This window comes from Spirosoma jeollabukense (genome assembly GCF_054777855.1).
Genome location: NZ_BAAHAD010000001.1, coordinates 1098630 through 1118752 on the forward strand (window position 1 = coordinate 1098630; position 20123 = coordinate 1118752).

The 20123-nt window shown below is 47.8% G+C and carries 15 protein-coding genes; 8 read left to right on the plus strand and 7 right to left on the minus strand.

Translation table 11 applies throughout. From position 1 onward, the window contains the following. The first annotated feature begins 13 nt into the window (after window positions 1–13). The 4 genes from ACYVEA_RS04460 (at window position 14) to ACYVEA_RS04475 (ending at window position 6519) form a co-directional block, all read left to right on the plus strand. Complete coding sequence (locus ACYVEA_RS04460; protein ID WP_461112130.1) at window positions 14–160, plus strand: hypothetical protein; 147 nt, start codon at window positions 14–16, stop codon at window positions 158–160. Between the two features lie 946 nt (window positions 161–1106). Further along, window positions 1107–3059, plus strand: a complete 1953-nt coding sequence (locus ACYVEA_RS04465; protein WP_461112131.1) for a KUP/HAK/KT family potassium transporter — start codon at window positions 1107–1109, stop codon at window positions 3057–3059. Window positions 3060–3149: 90 nt separating this feature from the next. Continuing rightward, entirely contained in the window at window positions 3150–4211 is a 1062-nt protein-coding gene (locus tag ACYVEA_RS04470) for an NAD-dependent epimerase/dehydratase family protein (RefSeq protein ID WP_461112132.1), read from the plus strand. 550 nt (window positions 4212–4761) lie between these two features. Continuing rightward, on the plus strand, window positions 4762–6519 hold the full coding sequence (locus ACYVEA_RS04475; RefSeq protein WP_461112133.1) for a phospho-sugar mutase: 1758 nt from the start codon (window positions 4762–4764) through the stop codon (window positions 6517–6519). A gap of 153 nt (window positions 6520–6672) precedes the next feature. Here ACYVEA_RS04475 and rlmB read toward each other — a convergent pair whose 3' ends face one another. Together rlmB and ACYVEA_RS04485 are read right to left on the minus strand one after the other, a co-directional pair. Further along, window positions 6673–7506, minus strand: a complete 834-nt coding sequence (gene rlmB, locus ACYVEA_RS04480; protein WP_461112134.1) for a 23S rRNA (guanosine(2251)-2'-O)-methyltransferase RlmB — start codon at window positions 7504–7506, stop codon at window positions 6673–6675. After that, window positions 7479–8945: a GWxTD domain-containing protein gene (locus tag ACYVEA_RS04485; protein ID WP_461112135.1), complete on the minus strand. Its 1467-nt coding sequence runs from the start codon at window positions 8943–8945 to the stop codon at window positions 7479–7481. Before ACYVEA_RS04485 ends, rlmB begins: the two co-directional genes overlap by 28 nt. 203 nt (window positions 8946–9148) lie before the next feature. Between ACYVEA_RS04485 and ACYVEA_RS04490 the strand changes: the two genes are divergently transcribed. Beyond that, entirely contained in the window at window positions 9149–9916 is a 768-nt protein-coding gene (locus ACYVEA_RS04490) for a class I SAM-dependent methyltransferase (RefSeq protein ID WP_461112136.1), read from the plus strand. Window positions 9917–10012: 96 nt separating this feature from the next. On the opposite strand, the gene ACYVEA_RS04495 is transcribed toward ACYVEA_RS04490, so the two are convergent. Beyond that, a complete protein-coding gene (locus tag ACYVEA_RS04495; protein ID WP_461112137.1) occupies window positions 10013–10513 on the minus strand; it encodes a hypothetical protein in 501 nt (166 codons plus the stop codon). Between the two features lie 167 nt (window positions 10514–10680). Here ACYVEA_RS04495 and ACYVEA_RS04500 point away from each other — a divergent pair, with 167 nt between their 5' ends. After that, complete coding sequence (locus ACYVEA_RS04500; RefSeq protein ID WP_461112138.1) at window positions 10681–11265, plus strand: outer membrane beta-barrel protein; 585 nt, start codon at window positions 10681–10683, stop codon at window positions 11263–11265. Window positions 11266–11351: 86 nt separating this feature from the next. Next, window positions 11352–11945: a DUF5004 domain-containing protein gene (locus ACYVEA_RS04505; protein ID WP_461112139.1), complete on the plus strand. Its 594-nt coding sequence runs from the start codon at window positions 11352–11354 to the stop codon at window positions 11943–11945. A 205-nt stretch (window positions 11946–12150) separates the two neighbouring features. Here the strand turns inward: ACYVEA_RS04505 and ACYVEA_RS04510 are convergent, their stop codons facing one another. Both ACYVEA_RS04510 and ACYVEA_RS04515 read right to left on the minus strand, forming a co-directional pair. Beyond that, the gene (locus tag ACYVEA_RS04510) at window positions 12151–14448 is read right to left on the minus strand and encodes an FdhF/YdeP family oxidoreductase (RefSeq protein WP_461112140.1); all 2298 of its coding nucleotides are present in this window, start codon (window positions 14446–14448) and stop codon (window positions 12151–12153) included. Between the two features lie 90 nt (window positions 14449–14538). After that, entirely contained in the window at window positions 14539–15597 is a 1059-nt protein-coding gene (locus ACYVEA_RS04515; protein WP_461112141.1) for an App1 family protein, read from the minus strand. A gap of 109 nt (window positions 15598–15706) precedes the next feature. Between ACYVEA_RS04515 and ACYVEA_RS04520 the strand changes: the two genes are divergently transcribed. Beyond that, window positions 15707–16585 carry a diacylglycerol/lipid kinase family protein gene (locus ACYVEA_RS04520; protein WP_461112142.1) on the plus strand — a complete coding sequence of 293 codons (879 nt, stop codon included), beginning with the start codon at window positions 15707–15709 and terminating at the stop codon, window positions 16583–16585. On the opposite strand, the gene fdhD is transcribed toward ACYVEA_RS04520, so the two are convergent. Together fdhD and ACYVEA_RS04530 are read right to left on the minus strand one after the other, a co-directional pair. Continuing rightward, window positions 16582–17427: a formate dehydrogenase accessory sulfurtransferase FdhD gene (gene fdhD, locus ACYVEA_RS04525; protein ID WP_461112143.1), complete on the minus strand. Its 846-nt coding sequence runs from the start codon at window positions 17425–17427 to the stop codon at window positions 16582–16584. The two genes, ACYVEA_RS04520 and fdhD, sit on opposite strands and share 4 nt — an antisense overlap. A 60-nt stretch (window positions 17428–17487) precedes the next feature. After that, entirely contained in the window at window positions 17488–20022 is a 2535-nt protein-coding gene (locus ACYVEA_RS04530) for a DUF5686 and carboxypeptidase-like regulatory domain-containing protein (RefSeq protein WP_461112144.1), read from the minus strand. Between the last annotated feature and the right edge of the window lie 101 nt (window positions 20023–20123).

Genomic DNA, 20123 nt, shown 5'->3' on the forward strand with positions numbered 1-20123 from the left:
AACGGAGACGATCATGAGATTCAATCGAATTATCGAACCATTCTTCAACCGCCATATGGCAGAAATTACCAACGATGAACGTATACGAGATGGCCTGATGGTCAGCCGATGCCACTCAGTTCCGGTAACCGGAAGTAGTTTTCGGCGAAGTTTATGGTAAAACAGAGCTCTTCGCCTGTAGCCACAAGTCGGTGTCTACAAAGCCCCCTTGTGGAGCAATTCGCAATAGTTAGCTCAATAATGAGCAGTGGAGTAAAGCTTATATTATTTTTAACAAATTTCAGTATTATTATTTATTCAAAGTAAAAATTCCATATTTAATATTGTTATAAGTTATTTTATCCAAATAAAATTTTATTTTATATGAAATAATAGCATTTTTGACAATCTTAGTCAGGCATATCTGCAAAACGATACGTTTATTTACTACATATTCTGACCTACTCTCTATGCGCTCTTTTTTTATGAGTCACGGCTCTATAAGTTATCCTGTTGGTTACTGGGTTGCTTGTCAATACATTTCAGCTAACCTCTCATCAATTGACAACATGCCACCAGCCGCGCCAATCGTGGTCCCCGACTCAGCAATTCAGCGATTAGCTAAAGCCATACAGATTCCTACCCTTTACTGATCACACTCTGATGCTGCCGACCGCTATGTATCGGTTTTCACCCATACCCTTAAATGTTACCGAAACACAGGGCGTTCATGGCACAAATGAGCGTATTCACGTAAAAGATTATCTGATGTCAATTCGTTTTTATATAGCGCTTATTCACAATAGCCAGAAGTAATGCGTGATTATTCACTAACATTATACGTTTCAGGATTGGGACATAATAAGAGATGGCCCGTTAAATAAACGGGCCATCTACCAAACACACCTAATTAAACAAAACCCTTAGCCGTAGGAGAAATATCTATGCCTCCACGTCTGATGCCAATACATACGATAGATACAATAATCTGGTTTTCCAGGCCAGTACAATTTTTGAGTCCAATGGCAATCGTCAACTTTAAATTAAAGCAACGTTAATGAATCTAAACATCGGTTATCTTTGCCCCGTTTTGACCAGCTCGTACCAATAAGGCGAAAGCCTATTTTATGGAAGACAAGAAACATATAGATGCCGTTTCGGCCGCTGGATTGCTGGTGGCTATGGGTATCATCTACGGTGACATTGGTACATCGCCCCTGTATACACTCCGAGCCATTATCGGACCTGAAAATATAATCCGGGCCGACGTTATTCGGGGAGCACTTTCCTGCGTATTATGGACGCTTACCCTGCAAACCACGGTTAAGTACGTTATCCTGATTTTACGGGCCGATAACCGGGGGGAAGGCGGCATTTTTGCCCTCTACGCACTGGTAAGACGTCATGCCCGCTGGCTCACGCTACCAGCTATTATTGGAGGATCAGCCTTGCTGGCTGATGGTATTATTACCCCACCCATTTCGGTGTCGTCGGCAGTCGAAGGATTGCGTCTGCTCTATCCAGCGATTACCCATGTACAGATTATCGAGATAGTTATCGCAATTCTAACGATTCTGTTTCTGATTCAAGCCTTTGGGACGAATGTGGTAGGCACCGCATTTGGTCCTATCATGCTCGTCTGGTTCGTGATGCTGGGTACCCTTGGCGCCATTCAGATTGCTCATGCACCGGGCATTCTTGCGGCTATCAACCCCTACTACGCCTGGTGGCTCCTGTCCGAATATCCGGGTGGTTTCTGGCTGCTGGGTTCCGTATTCCTGTGTACAACAGGTGCCGAAGCCCTGTATTCCGATATGGGGCACTGTGGCCGGGCCAACATTCGGGTGAGCTGGGTGTTTGTCAAATCCTGTCTGATCCTCAACTATTTCGGGCAGGGTGCGTGGCTGGTGAGCATGCAGGGGCAGACGCTGAAAGACCGGATTCCCTTTTATGAGATTATGCCGCCCTGGTTCCTGACCGTTGGCATCGTTATCGCTACGGCCGCTACGGTCATTGCCAGCCAGGCCCTCATCAGTGGCTCTTTTACGCTTATCAGTGAAGCGATTCGACTTAATTTCTGGCCTAAAGTACAGCTACGTTATCCGAGCGTTCAGAAAGGTCAGCTCTACGTGCCAAGTGTAAATATGCTACTTTGGGCAGGTTGTGTGGGCGTAGTACTCTATTTCCGTGAGTCATCGAATATGGAAGCGGCCTATGGTCTGGCCATTACGCTGACCATGCTGATGACTACGTTGCTGATGTCCTATTACCTCTATACGCACAAGTATCAAGCCTGGTGGGTCGTCCTTTTCCTTACCGTTTACCTCGGCATTGAGGGATCTTTCCTGGTAGCAAATCTTATCAAATTCCCGCATGGTGGTTGGGTATCGGTGTTGATTGGCGCAACCATTGCGGGGGTCATGTACATCTGGTTACAGGCGTTCCAGATCAAACTGCGCTTGACAGAGTACGTCCGGATTGACCAGTACACTCAGGCGATTAAGGAACTCAGCCGTGATATTAGTATTCCAAAATACGCGACCCACATCGTGTTCATGAGCAATGCAGCCCGGCAGTCGGAAATTGAGTCGAAAATCATTTATTCGATCTTCCAGAAACGCCCAAAACGCGCTGATATCTATTGGTTCGTTCACGTCGATACCACCGACGACCCCTATACGATGGAATATAAAGTAAATACGATTGCGCCCGACGATGCCTACAAGGTGACGTTTAAACTCGGGTTTCGGGTTGAGCAACGTATCAACCTGTTCTTCCGCAAGGTGATCGAAGACATGGTAAAAAACAAAGAAGTGGATATCACAAGTCGTTACGAATCGCTAAGCCGACAAAACGTAATTGGTGATTTCCGGTTTGTGGTTCTGGAAAAATTCCTGTCGTTCGAAAACGAATTACCAGCCCGTGAGCGCTTTATCATGAATCTATACTTTACGATCAAAGGATTTACCACTCCTGAAGACCGCTGGTTCGGCCTGGACAGTAGTTCCGTTAAGGTCGAGAAAGTACCGTTGGTCATTCGTCCGGTCGAAAACGTCCAGTTAAAACGCATTACAACTTAATTATGAATGATGAATTATAAATGACTTGCGCCCCTAGTGATTCATCATCTATCATTCATCATCGCTCCGGCGACCCGGTCATCATTCCCTATGAAACTACTTATCACCGGCGGAGCCGGATTCGTTGGCGCTTCGTTAGCCATATCCCTGAAACAGAATTACCCTAACTACCAGATTTTTGCGCTGGATAATCTCAAACGGCGTGGTTCCGAACTAAGCCTGGCCCGCCTGAAAGCTGCGGGCATTGAATTTCTGCACGGCGATATTCGCAATAAAGAAGACTTCGATGCACTCCCTGCCGTTGATACGGTGATAGAAGCCTCAGCCGAGCCATCGGTACTGGCAGGGCTTGATGGTACGCCGGACTATCTGATCAACACCAATCTATTTGGTACGGTCAATTGCCTCAACTATGCGCTAAAGCATAAAGCTAATTTTATTTTCCTGTCGACGAGCCGCGTTTACCCAATCAAAACCATTGAAACACTTAATTTCGAGGAGGCCGATACACGGTTTGTCTTAACCGATGATCAACCCGTTCCAGGCGTATCGTCGCGGGGTATAGCCGAGAACTTTCCCCTTGATGGCCCTCGATCGCTCTATGGCACTACGAAACTGGCGTCGGAACTATTGATTCAGGAGTACAATGAGTTCTACGGCCTGAAAACGGTCATCAATCGCTGTGGTGTCATTACGGGTCCCTGGCAAATGGGAAAAGTAGATCAGGGGGTGATGGTGCTCTGGATTGCCAAGCATTATTTTGAACAGCAACTCGCCTATATAGGTTACGGCGGCACGGGCAAGCAAACCCGCGACATGCTTCATATTGCCGACCTTTACCGGCTCATCGACTGGGAATTGCATCATTTAGATGCCGTAAACGGCCAGATTCTGAACGCAGGCGGTAGCAATGAAAGCAGCGCATCCTTGCAGGAACTGACTAAAATCTGCCAGGAAGTGACAGGAAAAACAATTCCAATTAAGGAGGTCGCTGAAAATAGGGCCGCAGATATCCGGCTTTATATTACAGACAATACGAACGTAACGAAGCTAACCGGCTGGAAACCGGAACTCGGCATTCGCGAAATCGTGACCGACATTCATGCCTGGCTTAATGAAAACCGGGCCGCGCTGGAGCCGATTTTGACGTAATGCCAGAGGCACCATCCATCAACACCTTTATCCCCAACCGCTACGTTGGGGATTTTTATTTGAACTGAATTTTCGCTGAAAGCCAAACCAAGGTTCGTTTTTTACGCCATCAGAAACCATACCCGGCTTCCAGTGAAACTCCTGTTTAACATGAGCTGCAAGGCCCTGTATATACAAGAGCATTCATAGCGCGCGATAACTGGCGGGCTTGATACGTTCCCGAAGCCCGGACATGTATTTTAAAAATACATAGTCAGAATTTATCGTGTAGGTTTGGCAGACAACCGGCTACGTGTAATTTTGACGGATTAATGTTTTCATCCACAATACCCGAAATTTTCAGCGTCTTTAGCTTTCCACTCCTGTTTAATAGTAAGGCTACGTGCCTATTTGAAACAGCGATAGAAAAGCAGGGCTTCCACTAAATCTTTCTTAACTGGCAGTTAGCCACGCCTAAATGCTTTTGACATATTCCCGAAAATAATGTTCTTTTTTTAACATAAACCGAATACATTCATCCTGTAATTAATAACAGTTAGTTTAGACAAGCATGACAACGACCCTTGATCCTTCTACTCAGCAACGCGTTGACCAGTGGCTCGCTGGAAACTACGATAGCGCTTCCAAAGAATCTATCCAGCACCTGATTGATTCCGGCAACACCTCCGAACTGACCGACTCGTTTTATCGTGATCTTGAGTTTGGCACCGGCGGACTGCGCGGTATTCTGGGCGTGGGTTCCAACCGTATGAACCGTTATACCGTCGGAGCGGCTACGCAGGGACTCTCTAATTATATTAATGCGGCCTTTCCGGGTGTAGATATCAGCGTAGCCATTGCCCACGATAGTCGCCGGATGAGTCCTGAATTTGCCCGATTAGTCGCCGATATTTTTTCGGCGAATGGCATCAAAGTATACTTGTTCAGCAGTCTGCGTCCAACGCCCGAACTTTCGTTTGCGATTCGGCAATTGGGTTGCCAGAGTGGTATTGTTGTAACGGCTTCTCACAATCCACCCGAATATAACGGCTATAAAGTTTATTGGAACGATGGCGGTCAGGTAGTCGCTCCGCATGACAAAGCCATTATTGGCGAGGTGAACAAGATTACGTCGGTCGATGATATTAAGTTTGAAGGTGTTCCGGAGAAAATTCAACTGATTGATGAAATCATTGACGCGCCTTATGTGGAGCGAGTTAAGTCCAACGCTGTTAATCCAGACGTTATTAAGCGGCAGGCGAATCTGAACATCGTGTACACGCCTATTCACGGAACGGGCATTACGCTGGTACCGCGTGTACTCGATGCGCTGGGCTTCAACAACGTTCATATTGTTGAGCAGCAGGCTACCCCCGACGGCAATTTTCCAACCGTAAAATCGCCGAACCCGGAAGAACGGGCAGCGATGCAGCTAGCGCTCGATTTGGCCAATTCAATTGACGCCGACCTGATTATGGCTACCGATCCCGACGCTGACCGCGTGGGCGCAGGTGCCCGCAATCACCACGGCGAATTTGAGCTGCTGAACGGTAACCAGATGGCTAGCCTCATCATCTATTACCTGCTCAATGCCTGGAAAGATGCCGGAAAACTGACCGGAAAGGAGTTCGTCGCAAAAACCATCGTGACAACCGACCTGATCGACGAAATGTGCAGTCGCTACGGGGTAGCCTGCTACAATACGTTGACGGGCTTCAAATACATTGCCGAAGTAATTCGTGAACTGGAAGGCAAAGAGAAATTTATTGCTGGTGGCGAAGAAAGCTACGGTTATCTCATCGGTGATTTTGTGCGCGATAAAGACGCCATTGCCTCCTGCGCTATGATTGCCGAATTAACCGCCTACGCCAAAGATAAAGGCCAGAGTCTGTTCGATCTGCTGATGGCCATGTATCAGGAAAACGGTTTCTACTACGAATCGCTCGTATCGCTAACGAAAAAAGGTAAAACGGGAGCCGAAGAAATTCAACAGATGATGGCTGATTTTCGGGCAAATCCGCCTAAAGAAATCGCTGGATCAGCCGTAGTTCGGATGGATGATTACAAAGCACTAACACGTCTGGACGTTCAGGCAGGCACGACAACAGCCATTGAAGCGGGCAAAATGGGAATCGAGTCATCGAACGTGCTACAATTCTTTACGGCCGACGGCACCAAAATTTCGGCGCGGCCATCGGGTACGGAACCCAAGATTAAATTCTACGTCAGTGTTCGCGAACCACTGGCCAGCAAAGAAGCATTCGACGATACGTATGCGCAACTAAAAGCGAAAGTACAGCGAGTCATTGACGACTTGCAGTTGTCGTAGGCTTGTGTAATGTGGCTGGGAAGCCGCGAAGTCGTAGGCTAATTGGCAGTTAAATTGTAGCTTATGGTTTCGTAGCTTTCCAAAAGCATTTACAAAGCAAAAAGACCGACTGATCAACAGTCGGTCTTTTTGCTTTGTAAATGTCTTCGGAGACTATACAGCATTTGCTGCAACAGTACGTTGTCTCACCGCTTCATAAAGCACGACGCCTGTGGCAACCGATACGTTTAGTGAACCTACGGCACCCAGCAGCGGAATTTTAACGTGCGTATCCACCATTCTGAGCAGTTCAGGCGAGATACCGTCTTCTTCCGAGCCCATAATAATGGCCAGCGGTCCAGTTAAGTTGGTGCTACGTTCGTAGAGGTCACGGCTGGATTTCTCCGTACAGGCTACCACCGTAATACCCGACTCCTGCAGGTATTTCACGGTTTCGGTGAGTTCAGCTTCACGGCAAACCGAGATATGGTTCAGCGCACCCGACGATGTTTTCATGGCATCGGAGTTGATAGCGGCAGCACCCCGCCCCGGAATTACGATGCATTGTACGCCCGTACATTCGGCGGTGCGGGCAATAGCGCCAAAGTTCCGAACATCAGTAATGCGGTCGAGAAGCAGGAAAAAAGGTGCCTCGCCCCGCTCAAATACGTCGGCGATGACGTTGGACAGTTTAACGTATTGAACCTGAGCGACCAGACAAACCACGCCCTGGTGATTTTTGCGGGTTAGCCGATCCAGTTTTCCGACCGGCACACGCTGAATGGTGACACGGTTCTGAAAAGCCAGATTCTGAATATCGGGATTGCTCAACTCCCGTTCCATATATAGCTTATCGATCTGCTGATCGGACTTGAGCGTCTCGATAACGGATTGAATACCAAATACCATTTCGTCGGGTTGCGGACGAAATTGCGGTCTTGACCCACCGGGTCGAGAATGATTCGTTTTATTCGGGCGATTTACTCGCGGATTGCGCCGGTTCTCCATGCTTCGACAATCGGGTACCAAATCGGCTGATATTCTATGTAGCGCACCAGTTCGTAGTGATCCTCGACAAATTGATTCGGTTTCTTCGTAAATGTAAAATTAACCTCCGAGACATTAGCCCGGCGATTATAAACCCACACTTCGCGTTCCCGGTTCCGTTGCACCCGATCTGGCGCACCGAGTACGATATAGATCATGCCTTTGTCGGTCTTCCATCCCTCTTTATAAGTGGTAAACAGGCGATTGGCTTCTTCAACCCGATCGAAGTAGGCTTTCAGTGTTTTCCGGGCTACTTCTTCATTGCCCGACATCAGGCTTAACCAGTACCGATCAAAAGCTTTTTTGACGTCCTGTGCCTGATTCAGTTCGCCAATTTCGGTGCTGGTACTCATATACAGTACCGGTTTGATGAGCTTTTCGGGGCGAGTCAGTTTTGGGAATCGTTTGTCGGCAACCACTAAGCCAATGCCGGATGCATCGGTCGTGTCTTCCACAAAATAATACAACCCTTCGCGAGGCAGCACAAACGGTTGATTCGTGGTGATCGTGAGTGTCGAATCAACATTAAGCGATTTAGACGCTGGCCGGGGCGATGTATTCATGGGCGACGAAGCTGCATCGAAATCATGCCGGTAGCGAACCCCATAAAGCGATTTACTTGTCCCGCTGACATCCCGGATAATAACCGTATCGCCCGCATTTACGTAGCTACGTAGTTGTGGCTTTTGACCAGTCTTATCAAATAAGCTGAATCGGTCGCTCAATCTGGGCGCTCGGAACCGTAACGACAAATCATTTCGTGCCTTCGTGCCGTTACTTGTTTCCGTAATTTCGGTAAGCAAAACCGCGTTGACAGCGTCTTTTGGGCGTTTTATATCAAACGTCAGTGTAAGGTGATCACCTTCCTGCCCAACCGTCTGAGCATTAAGTGGCACCGTGCCATAACCCAACCGTTCGCGGTTGTTGTAGTCAGGATACATGACATAGGCAATCAGAAAGTGTTCCGAAAAATCGGTTGGGTTCAGCACAGGGGCACCCGTAGGTGTTTTGGCTGTTAAGTCCATATAAACCCGAACACTGGTGGAGTCATTCGCCAGAAATTTCCCTTTGATAGACGTAACGACCCATTCTCCTGTCGTTTTAGTTGACAGGCTCGTGCTCGTGCCCAGCGCGGGGCCATCTGTGGCAACCTTAACGGGTGGCGGTGTTTGCGCGACAGCCGGACGCGACTCGACGGGTGTAATATTGCTCGGACGGTCGTTTCGTTGAGGTTCAGCCCGTTGACTATCGGCTGGGCGAGAGGCCGACTGACTAGCCTGATTGTTAAGCCCTTTGGTGCGGGCATCGTAGTCCGCATTGATTTTGGCCTGCTGCGTTTTTTTGGTCGTTGAGCAGCCTGATACGAGGGCAATAAAGAGCAAAGCAGATAGAATACGCATAAACAACAGTGAAGTTGATCAACCTAAACTGATCCCAACCAGCATAGCTACAGCCTGGTTAAAGTCAATTTTAACAGCCCACAAAGACATTTTTGCAGGTTGCTTACTAATAACGAAAAAATGATACCATTCGGGTTACCAGAGCCGTTCATTTTTCTTTACTTATACAAATAGACTAATTTTACGGCACGAATTGCAAACGCATGTATAAAACCACTGAAATTACTTCCGCCGAAATCGCGTCTGATAACCCCGTTCACCAACGGCTTTTGTTTCCTTACGTCGAAGCGGCCAACCTGGTGAGCGGCAACGTCCTCGAAATCGGTTGCGGTTGGGGCCGGGGCCTCGAACTGCTCAACAAAGCCGCCAGACAGTATACGGGCATCGACAAAAATCAGGAGCTGATCTCGGCGCTTAGTGCTGAGTATCCGAACGCTACGTTCATTGCCGCCAACATTCCTCCACTGGCGGGTCTCGCTGATAATACATTCGATTTTATCGTAACGTTTCAGGTGATCGAACACATTGAAAACGACGATTTATTTATCAAGGAAGCCCATCGGGTGCTCAAGCCGGGTGGTAAACTCCTGCTGACAACCGTCAATAAAACGTTCTCGCTCACCCGTAATCCCTGGCATGTACGGGAGTACTACGCCGACGGGCTTAAATCGTTGATGGCCAAGTATTTTTCAGCTGTTGATACGAAGGGGATTCATGGCAATAAGAAGGTAATGACGTATTATGAGCAGAATAAGGAATCGGTTAAGAAACTAACCCGGTTTGATATTTTCAATCTGCAATATCGCTTGCCCCGTCGACTGCTGCAAGTTCCCTACGATCTGATGAACCGCCTGAACCGCAACCGGTTATTGCAGGCAGACGGCCTTGCCGCTGAAATCAACTATACTGACTACGTAGTAAGCAACGACCCAGCCGGAAGTCTGGATTTTTTTTATGTAGCAACGAAGTAATTAACTGATTTTCAGCAATACAGCTTTATAACTCATTTAGTAGATTAACATAAAGCAAACTACATAACAAATGTCGTTCGAATAGCTGATGGTAGTTTAATTTTTAGGTAGGCTGTTTTCATTTTTCGTCAGGATAAGTTTCGTCAGAATGTTCTTTTCAAATACGTCTACACATTGCCTAACCCCCTTATCATTTGCACGAGATCCACCAATATTCCTAGAAAGATCATAGGCTCCAATAAGCATAAGGCTTATAAACGGTTTGGTTTCTCCATATTGTTTTTCCAATTCATAACTAAAATCAAATCTATATTCTGCGCTATCAATCTTTAACTGGACAGTCCTATAATAACGGTACCCAACTTCTCCATCTCCAGTTTTATCCTCTCTAAGTATGCTCAAATTTTTGTCGGCTGATAATAAACGGATTTTATATTTAAATCCATTTAATGTCATATCTATTGGGTACTCCCTCAATGGAGGATATGTCGCACTTACTTGAGATGCAAAGTATATCATAGATCCAGCTAAAAGAAATCCAAAGCTAACCCCTAGAATTATTAAAAATTTCCTTAAAAAATTTCCCCAAAATTTCATGATAAATTGATATGCTTATTAAGCTATTAAGAGAATTGGTTAACATAATGCCACTTATACAACAGGTCTTAGTCGGCTATTAGATGTTAATAAACCTTAATGATTTAATTAGTTTACAACTATACCCATCCTGAAAGCCTCTCTACAGCAAACAAACTGTGTATACTATGAAACGGTATTTATTACTTTTTTGCCTGGTGAGTCCTTTAGTGGGGAAAACCCAAACTGTGAGCGATGACAAGCAACAGGATTTATTAGGAAAAGGACATATCAATGTAGGGGTTAATGTTGGGCAGGGCTACCGGGGTACTTATCCAACTACAACATATGTTTCACCTCGTATTCAATACTTTATTACGGACGGTTGGTCCATTGCGGCTGAAGCTCGCTATCTGGTCAGTAATATTTATCCTCAGACAGTTGATAAGCCTGACTATCGATTAAAAGGGGGTGGTCTCTCAACCCGCTATTATTTTCTCCGAGGTAAACGCTTAGCTATGTTTGGCCATATAGGGGCTTCCTACGGTCAAAGCACGCTTCGAATGAGATCAGATGCCCCTCCTGGCAGGGGGTATACTTGGCAAACGGAAGTAGGACTAGGTGCTCACTATCGAGTCGGTAAGCGATGGACAGTGGAAGCAATGACTGGCCGAAGCTGGTCAAGCAATTCGAATGATGGCTACTATCTAACACCACCGGACGATTTTAACCGATGGCAGGTCAGTATTGGCGTAAATTTCCGGTTGAAATAGCTCCTGCTTCAAGGCATTGATTATATTCCTGCACTTGATTTTGGGTTCTTAAATTCGAGCAATATTATAATAAACAAAATAAGAAAATGACGAAAAATCTATATCGACGTCCGAGCAGCTTCCTGGTTGTCTACGTCAATTTGGCAATGCTATTCTGGCTAATAGGCTGCAAAGGAAAGGAAGAGAATACCGCGCGACCAGCTACTACTCATGATATTTACGGTACATGGACGGCCAGCGGACTCGCCTTTGAATCAGGGGGTGAAGGAAGTAAGCCACTTACAAATGTTCAATTATCGTTGTTCGATAACTTTAAAGCAGCTTCTTATACTTTCAATATTGATGGCTCGTATATCAAGCGTTCACTCGACTCGACCGTCTCCTCGACTACCGTCTTGACCACATTGGAGCGGGGAACTTTCAAGTTAATGAATGGGCAACTCATTTTAACGACTCAAGACTTACTGATTAAAGCAAATCGTAATCAGTACTATAATTGTGATTTTGTGTCCACTTCATTGGGTTCGTTCGTGGTCTATACTTTATCGTTGCAAGCAACGAAAGAACAACTGTTGAAAGCTTTAGATGAACAAAAACAAGCTAATCCTTCGTATCAACAAACTCGTGATTTTCTGTTAGAGCGATATATGTTTAAAGTAAACCAGACTTTACGTCAATAATAGGTTAGCATTAATTATATCATCTTTCCAAGCCTGAGCTTAATACTCAGGCTTTTCTCTTTCTACAAATAATTTCTTTACATAGGTGTAGTTATACGACTATTGATAAAATAGTACACCTTTCCGGCAACCACGAGATGTAGGCTTTACATGTATTTTTCTATGATTACCAAAAAAACCTTTCGTGGACATCCAAAATCATAGCCTACAAAGCTTCCGCTGGCGTCACCGTAATAACAATCGACTTGGACGTAGGCGTATGACTTTTGTCGGCAATTGAATCAATGGGGACTAGTACGTTCGTTTCGGGGAAATAAGCGGCCGTACAACCCTGGGGAATGTTGTACGGAATGACTATAAACCGATGCGCCGTTCTCTTTTGACCATTGTACTCACTGTGTAAATCCACAACCTGTTTCTCCGTAAAGCCCAGATTGGCCATATCGTCAGCGTTCATGAAAACTACCCGCCGTTCGTTGTAAATACCCCGATAGCGGTCATCATTGCCATAAATAGTTGTATTGAACTGGTCGTGGCTACGTACCGTCATCAGCAATAACTCGCCGGGCTGTAGCTCATGATGCGTTGGCGTATTGATTGTAAAATGAGCTTTGCCATCCTTAGTCTTGAACTCCCGAACCCGTGGTCCATTTGGAATATAAAAGCCGCCTGACTTCCGCACTTGCACATTGTAGTTGTCGAAACCCGGTACCACCTGCTCAATGAGATTACGGATATTGTCGTAATCGGCAATGAGCGCATCCCAATCAACTGTGGATTTGCCGTTCAGGGTTGCCTTTGCCAACTCACCGATGATGGCTACTTCGCTTTTCAGGCTGGGCGAAATAGGATCGACTACGCCGTGCGATTGAGCCACAACGCCCGTCGTGCTTTCGCAGCTAACAAACTGCTCACCAGTTGCCTGTATATCTTTGTCGGTACGACCGAGGCAGGGTAAAATCAGTGCGGTTTCGCCATGAATGAGGTGGCTTCGATTCAGTTTGGTCGATACATGAACGGTCAGTTCGCAATTTTTCAGAGCGTCGGCGGTGTAGTTTGTATCCGAAACGGCCATTGCAAAGTTGCCGCCCAGCCCAAAAAATACCCTGGCTTTACCCTCTTTCATGGCCTTTACGGCCGCTACGGTATCATACCCATTTTCGCGCGGTGGTTCAAATTTAAAGACCCGTTTGAGCGCGTCCAGAAATTCGGGTTTCGGCTTTTCCCAAATGCCCATCGTTCGGTCGCCCTGCACGTTGCTATGGCCACGAATGGGGCTGGCCCCTCCCCCTTCAATACCGATGCTCCCTTTCAGTAGCAGCAAATTGACAATTTCGTTAATACTGTCTACGGAGTTCCGGTGCTGTGTGAGCCCCATCGCCCAGCAAATGATTAACTTAGGCGTGTATTTGAACAGGTCAACCGCTTCCTGAATCTGTGCTACGGTCAGTCCGCACTGTGCAGCTAACTCATTCAGGTCAAACTGCTCGAGACTCTTTACGTAGTCTTCATAGCCCGATGCGTATTGCTGAATGAAGTCTTGATCCAGAACTTTGCCAGGCGCTTTTTTTTCTTCTTCGAGCAGGATTTTGGCCATTGCTTTCATCAGAGCGAGATCAGAATTGATACGTACCTGTAGAAAGACGTCTGTCATTTTTTGCCCACCAAACAAAATATCACGGGGACTTTGCGGATATTTGAAGGCCAGTAGACCAGCTTCGTGCAGCGGATTCACGGCTATGATTTTCGCGCCATTTCGTTTGGCTTCCTCCAGGGGTGTAAGCATTCGGGGCGCGTTCGTGCCGGGATTTTGCCCCATAATCATGATGACATCGGCCTTCTCGTAGTCTTCATATTTCACCGATGCTTTGCCGAGACCAAGCGAATCCGCCAGGGCCACACTGGTTGACTCATGGCACATATTCGAGCAGTCGGGCATGTTGTTGGTGCCAAACATCCGCACGAACAGCTGATACAGAAAAGCGGCTTCGTTACTGGTACGTCCCGACGTATAAAAAATCGCTTCATCGGGCGAGTCGAGCGCATTTAACTGATCAGCAATAAGCCGAAAAGCATCATCCCACGAAATAGCTTCATAATGCGTAGCCCCCGGCTTAAGTATGAGGGGCTGCGTCAGACGCCCTTGTTGGCCTAACCAGAGGTCGCCTTTCTGGAGCAATTCGGCTACGGAATAACGCTGAAACAGGACCGGCGAGGCCGTGTGCTTATCCATGATTTCGTCCGCTACGGCCTTTGCTCCGCTTTCGCAGTATTCACCCAGCTTTGACCGGGGTCCATCGGGGTCGGGCCAGGCGCAGGACGGACAGTCGAAACCGTCTTTCTGGTTCAGATCGGCCAACACTTTCAGACCACGGATCAGGTCTGTGCCATTTACAATATGCTCAATCGATTTTACAATGGCCGTAACACCCGCGGCTTCGGTATAGGGCTTACCAACTTCAAGTTCACCAGTTAGTTCCTCGGGGGGCATGTTCTGATCCATACATAGGCAAAAACAGGCGCCGGCCGTTCTTAAAAAAATAAAGATGTGAAAGAAACAGCCGGAGCCTGTTTCAGCTTACTCCACGTAACGTTACGTAGCGACTAGGCCATTATCTATCGAGTGCTGTCGAGCCTCAGCACTGTGAGCAAAGTAACAGTAAGGTACGCCTTTCGCCTGAATTCCGGCTAATTTAGCTCGGGTTTTAGGCTCATTCTTGCCGTGAACCTGCCGGATATACACACAACGAATCTGAGTGGGAAAGTGCTCGACAATCGATGCATAAATTGTGGGGTCTTCCTGAGTATCATCGCCCAACAGAATAAATCGTTGGTTCGGGTAAGCCTCCAGTATGCGCACAATCCGCATGAACTTGGTCATGTGCTTATTCTGGCCGGTTGCCAATACGTCTTTCAGCCGTTTTAACGGGCTTAAAAAATAAACACCTTCGGGCAGGCCGTTCTTTTCCGAGAATTCCAGAATGTAGTCATACAGGTTCCATTCGCTGCTCGATACGTAGAAAAACGGATTGGTTGCGGCTGGGCCACTGTTCGCTTCGGCCAGCAGCCGGTAGTGCGCCACAACGCCCTCAAATGGCTTTCGGGTATGGGCATTCCGGGTTAGCAATACGGTCAGCCGTTTGGTAACCGTAGCTGAATGAGAGATCAGAAACGTATCGTCAATATCTGAAATACAGGCAAATTCCGTTTGATGTGGCACTAGTACACTCCCCTGGCTCTCGACAAGCAGCGTTTCATGCATAAGCTGTACCTGAACACGGTGCCAACCCGGCGGCAGTGGTTGTGGTAACTTAATTTCCAGCCGAAAATACCCGTCAGCATCCGTTTTTGCCTGCGCTGTCTGATCATTGGCACAAACATGAACGGTTACATGCGGGTAGGGTTTTACCAAAAACAATCGGATCAGGCCAAGTAGATTCACCCAGATGTTGCTCCTGTATTTTGTTCGGGGAAGTGCGCTACGATGGAATACGCTACCGTGAATCGTTAGCTGATGATCATTGCCAAAACCGCGATATACCTTTACCACAGGCCGTTCGGTCAGATGCAGCCACGACAAAAGACGACCTTTCAACCTGCCTTTCAGGCTTCCGGTCTTTTCATGAATGGGCAGCGGGGACAAAGTTTCCATAACGTTCAGTCAATACACACTGCTTATAACCTTTAGAAACGGTTTGAGTTATTGAAATAAGGTCGCTTTGACCATTGACTTACCACTGCTCACTAACTGCACTCCGCCGTTGACTTTTTTATTTGCCATTAATCCCGTTTCCGGTGGAAACGACAAAACCGTCTGGGAAGGCGGCATAAATGACTACTTTGCCGATTTGCCGCATACTGTCCATACGTTTTACCTCAATGGCAAAACCGACGAGGAAACGATACGTCAGCAAATTGCCGAGCATAAACCCGATCGGGTGGTAGCCGTTGGGGGCGATGGCACTATAAAAATTGTGGCTACTCAATTGCTTGGGACCAACCTTCTGCTCGGTGTTTTACCAGCCGGTTCGGCCAATGGCATGGCCCGTGAATTAAGTATCCCTTCGGCCGTTCACGAAAGTTTAGATGTGCTGGTGAACGGAACGCCTAAGCCACTGGACGTTATTTCGGTAAACGACGGCGACATCTGTTTGCACCTCAGCGACATTGGCCTGAATGCTCAACTGGTCAAACATTACCAACAATACAATTTGCGGGGCAAGTGGGGTTACCTGAAAGGGGTTGTGAACGTATTGCAGAAACGGCGATTGATGCGGGTATCCATTACGGTTGGGGACGAGTGTATAAACCGGGCGGCCTTTATGGTCGTGCTGGCTAATGCCCGCATGTATGGCACCGGTGCCGTTATCAATCCCGACGGTGACCCGTTCGACGGGAAGTTTGAAGTGGTTATTTTCCGGCAATTATCGTTCTGGGAAATTGTAAAGTTATTCTGGCAATATCGGCCGTTTGACCCCAAAAAAATTGAAATTCATCCGGCTACGTCTGTCCATATCGAAACGCATCGACGGGCCTACTTCCAGGTTGATGGCGAATACCAGGGACGTATCACCCAGTTAAAAGCCGCTATTCAACCGGGTGCGTTATCCATACTTGTGCCACACAATGCACCCGCTTAAGCAGATTGCATGAGTCGTACCCGGCTGGGCTCGCTGTACAGATTAAAGCGGTTATCTCTAACAAAACCGGCGACTGTCATGCCGGCCTCCTGCGCCATTTGCACAGCCAGACTGGAGGGCGCACCCACGGCGGCCAGCATCGAAACGCCCGCCCGCCAACTCTTCTGCACCAGTTCCACACCGATACGTCCGCTCAGGAAAACACCGTAATTACTCAAGGGAAGCCAATTTTGCCAGAAAGCCGCTCCGATGAGCTTATCCAGCGCATTATGGCGCCCAATGTCTTCCCGAACGAGTAGTAATTTCCCGTCAGCATCGAACAGGGCGGCTGCATGAATACCTCCGGTGTAGGCAAAGGCCCGTTGCGTTTCACGAACATGATCGGGCAACGTATGCAGCATGGCAGGTTCAACGGAAAAATCAGACAGGATTGGGCCAGCCGTGAGCGCCATAACAGCATCAATCGTCGTTTTGCCACATAGCCCACAACTCGACGATGTGAATGTATTACGTTCCAGCCTCGTCCAGTCCACCACTACGTCAGGGTGCAATTCAACCCGTAGTACATTCCCCTCTTTGGCCGCATCCTGCACACAATGTCGACACGAAACGATATCGGAGGGCCGATGAATGATACCTTCAGTGAACAGAAAGCCCATGCCCAGTTCTTCATCATGACCGGGCGTCCGCATCGTAACCGACACGGACCTTTGGTGCCGGTCGGTAACAGGCCCGAAACCCAGTTGAATTTCCAGCGGTTCCTCAACAGCCAGCAAGTCGGGAGACTCCACTATGCTTTCGCCGTTGACTTTCTGAACAGTAATAGGGGCAACAAGAGACATGGCAGTAACTGGCTATTTGTTCAATAACTCGTTGTGCCCTCAAATGATTACGTGATGACGCTAAAAGCTGATAGTTGCCGATGCTTTCAACGCAAATGAGTTAAGCGGTATGTTGTTAGGGCCGTCATCCAGATAATTTAGCCGGTGAATCGCCTGGATACGTATCAACTTAAAGATATTATCGATCCCGTAACCGACTTCCATATAAGGTTTATTAGCATCAAGCGCCCCAAAATAAATAGGCCTTACGCCATCCGGCAGGGGTTTACGCGATGCAACGGCCTCATTGGCCTTCGACATACTTCCCCACAACGCATCAACGTTGGCGATCAATCGCCAGTTGAATTTTCGAATGCCCGGTATGCGGTTGAACAATAGTCCTTCAAAGCGATGCTGGACATGAATGGCCACAAACCGATCGCTAACGAACTCATAAAACTGCATTCGGTTGAAGGTATTAGTCGTTAGCAGCGGAGTCGGATTTCCAATGTGCGGAAACAGCAGGGGAGCCGGCAACGTAGAGGGTGTATAACCCGCCGACAAGAGATAGGTGGTCCGGCCAAGGGGGCCAAGCCGAAACGTTTGCTGCGCTCGTAACGTAAACCGATCGTAGTTAAAATCGCCCCCCAGCATTTTAGATCCACGGGTATAGCGCAGGGTCAGGACAGGGGCCCGTTTTGTGCCGAGCGTGATCCGTTCATTCCCATCCATCAGGTATTTTTCTTTACGGGCCAGCCGAGCTTCAACGGCCCAGTAGGCATCGTTATACTCCGATCGCAGTGTCGACTGATCGCCTAATTCGGGGTCTACCCGATAGCGAAATGGAAATAGCGGATCAAATGTCCGGCTGCCCAGCATAGCCGTCAGGAGAATTCCTTTAACGGGTTCTGTTTTAAAGAAAACTTCTTTCTGATAGCTCTGGTACCCACCCCGATAGCGCCCAAATCGGCTGAAGGCGTAAAAAATCCGGTTACCTCCAATCAACTCAGGCGTCAGCCCCAATCGTTCCAGATCATTGGCAATACGAACCCCGGCTATGGTCCAATGCTGCCGCGAGAATAGATAATCTATTTCGGCTCCGTATTTAAACTGGGCATCCAGTGTACCATAAGCAACATACCCACGTAACACCAGGGTACGACTAAACTGCTCGTTGGTACGAAAGCCTATCCGGGTCCGTAACCCTTCAACGCTGTTCACGGCGAATAGATAAGGATATGGGCCTATGTCAAGCCCCCCTACTTTAAGAAAACCCGTAACGGCTACCTGCCCGACAGCTTCAGCTACTTTCACGGCTGGAACCGCCCGTAATTTTGCAATTATTTCACGGCTTTTCTGGTCCTCTTTACTCAAGGAATCAGCCCCGGCGAGTGTACTTTGCACCGTATGCCAGTAGGCTTCGTTCGTCGTGGCGACCGTATCACTTGGCTCAATGGGCTGTTCATAAAAGAGTACTGGATGCGGTCGGTTGACTACTACGTTGCTATTGCGCAGGGTTACCTGCGCCCGCATCCCAAGCGATTGCTTTCCAACGCCCGTTAGGTTGGCAGTCAGTTTGATGCTCACAGGCAACCATCCGGCAGAAGCTGTCTTGCTGGCACTGGAATCGATTGTTGTTTCCAGTTCCTGTTCAATGGTCAGGCCGCGCACGTAATTGAGGTTCGCGTCCTTGCCAATGCGCGTTTCAATCTGGCACAGCGCAAAAGACGTTGTGTCGATCCAGGCTTTCCCGATAAAGGCCAGGTCTTCAGGCCGTTTGGGATCGAAGTGAATTTCGTAACAGACGTGATCACCAATCTGCGTGGTATCAGCCAGAAAAAATTCGTACCAATTCTTCCAGTTATCGCCAATGGGTGACGCAAAATCCTTGCCCAGAATCGGAATGTAGTTGTCGTAGAAATTCTGACTGACCAGGTTTGTCCCGCCTAATAACTGCGAACTCAGCCCGGCATCGTCAACGGCTACGCCTTTGATGCGGGTTTTACGAATGTCTTCGCGTTTTCGCTCGGGGCTGCTTCTGAAATAATAGCGGGATACCGACTCAGAAGCCAGCAGCGGAAGCAGCCGGTGGCCTTCATCGTCCACGATCGAATCCTGCTTGCTCATGGCCTCATTAATCCGCTTGATCAGGGGATTCTTCCGCATCCTTTCCGTTATGTGGCTCAGGGCAATTTCCGTCTTTACGTAGCTGTCGTATTCATATGCTGACAGCCGCTTGCGGTCATTGATCGTCCTATTTTTCCGAACTTGACGGAGCACGCGCCACGCGGGATTTTCACCTGCTTTTACGGTAACTTCCTGTAGGGAGGTACCAGCCGACTCAAGCTTGAAATCAACTGCTTGGGTCGGTCTTTCCGGATCAATCGCCCGACGAAGAGGTTTATAGCCCAGTGAGCTGACAGCCAGTGAGTCCGTTAAAATTTTAACGGTCAGTGTGTAGTGGCCTTTCTCATCGCTGACCGTACCACTCCGACGCCCAACGAGGGCCACACTGGCAAATGGGATGGGATCTCCAGTTCGGGAATCGGTCACCAAACCGGTAACAGTGTAGACAGTTTGTGCCCTGGCTTCAGTACCCAGATAAGAAACTATCAAGAAAAGAAGTAGAAGTAGATTCAGAGGCCTCATTTTAGGTAATTACGGTCGGCTAAATTACAAAAAAACCGACAATCCAAATTACGTATATACCCTCAAAA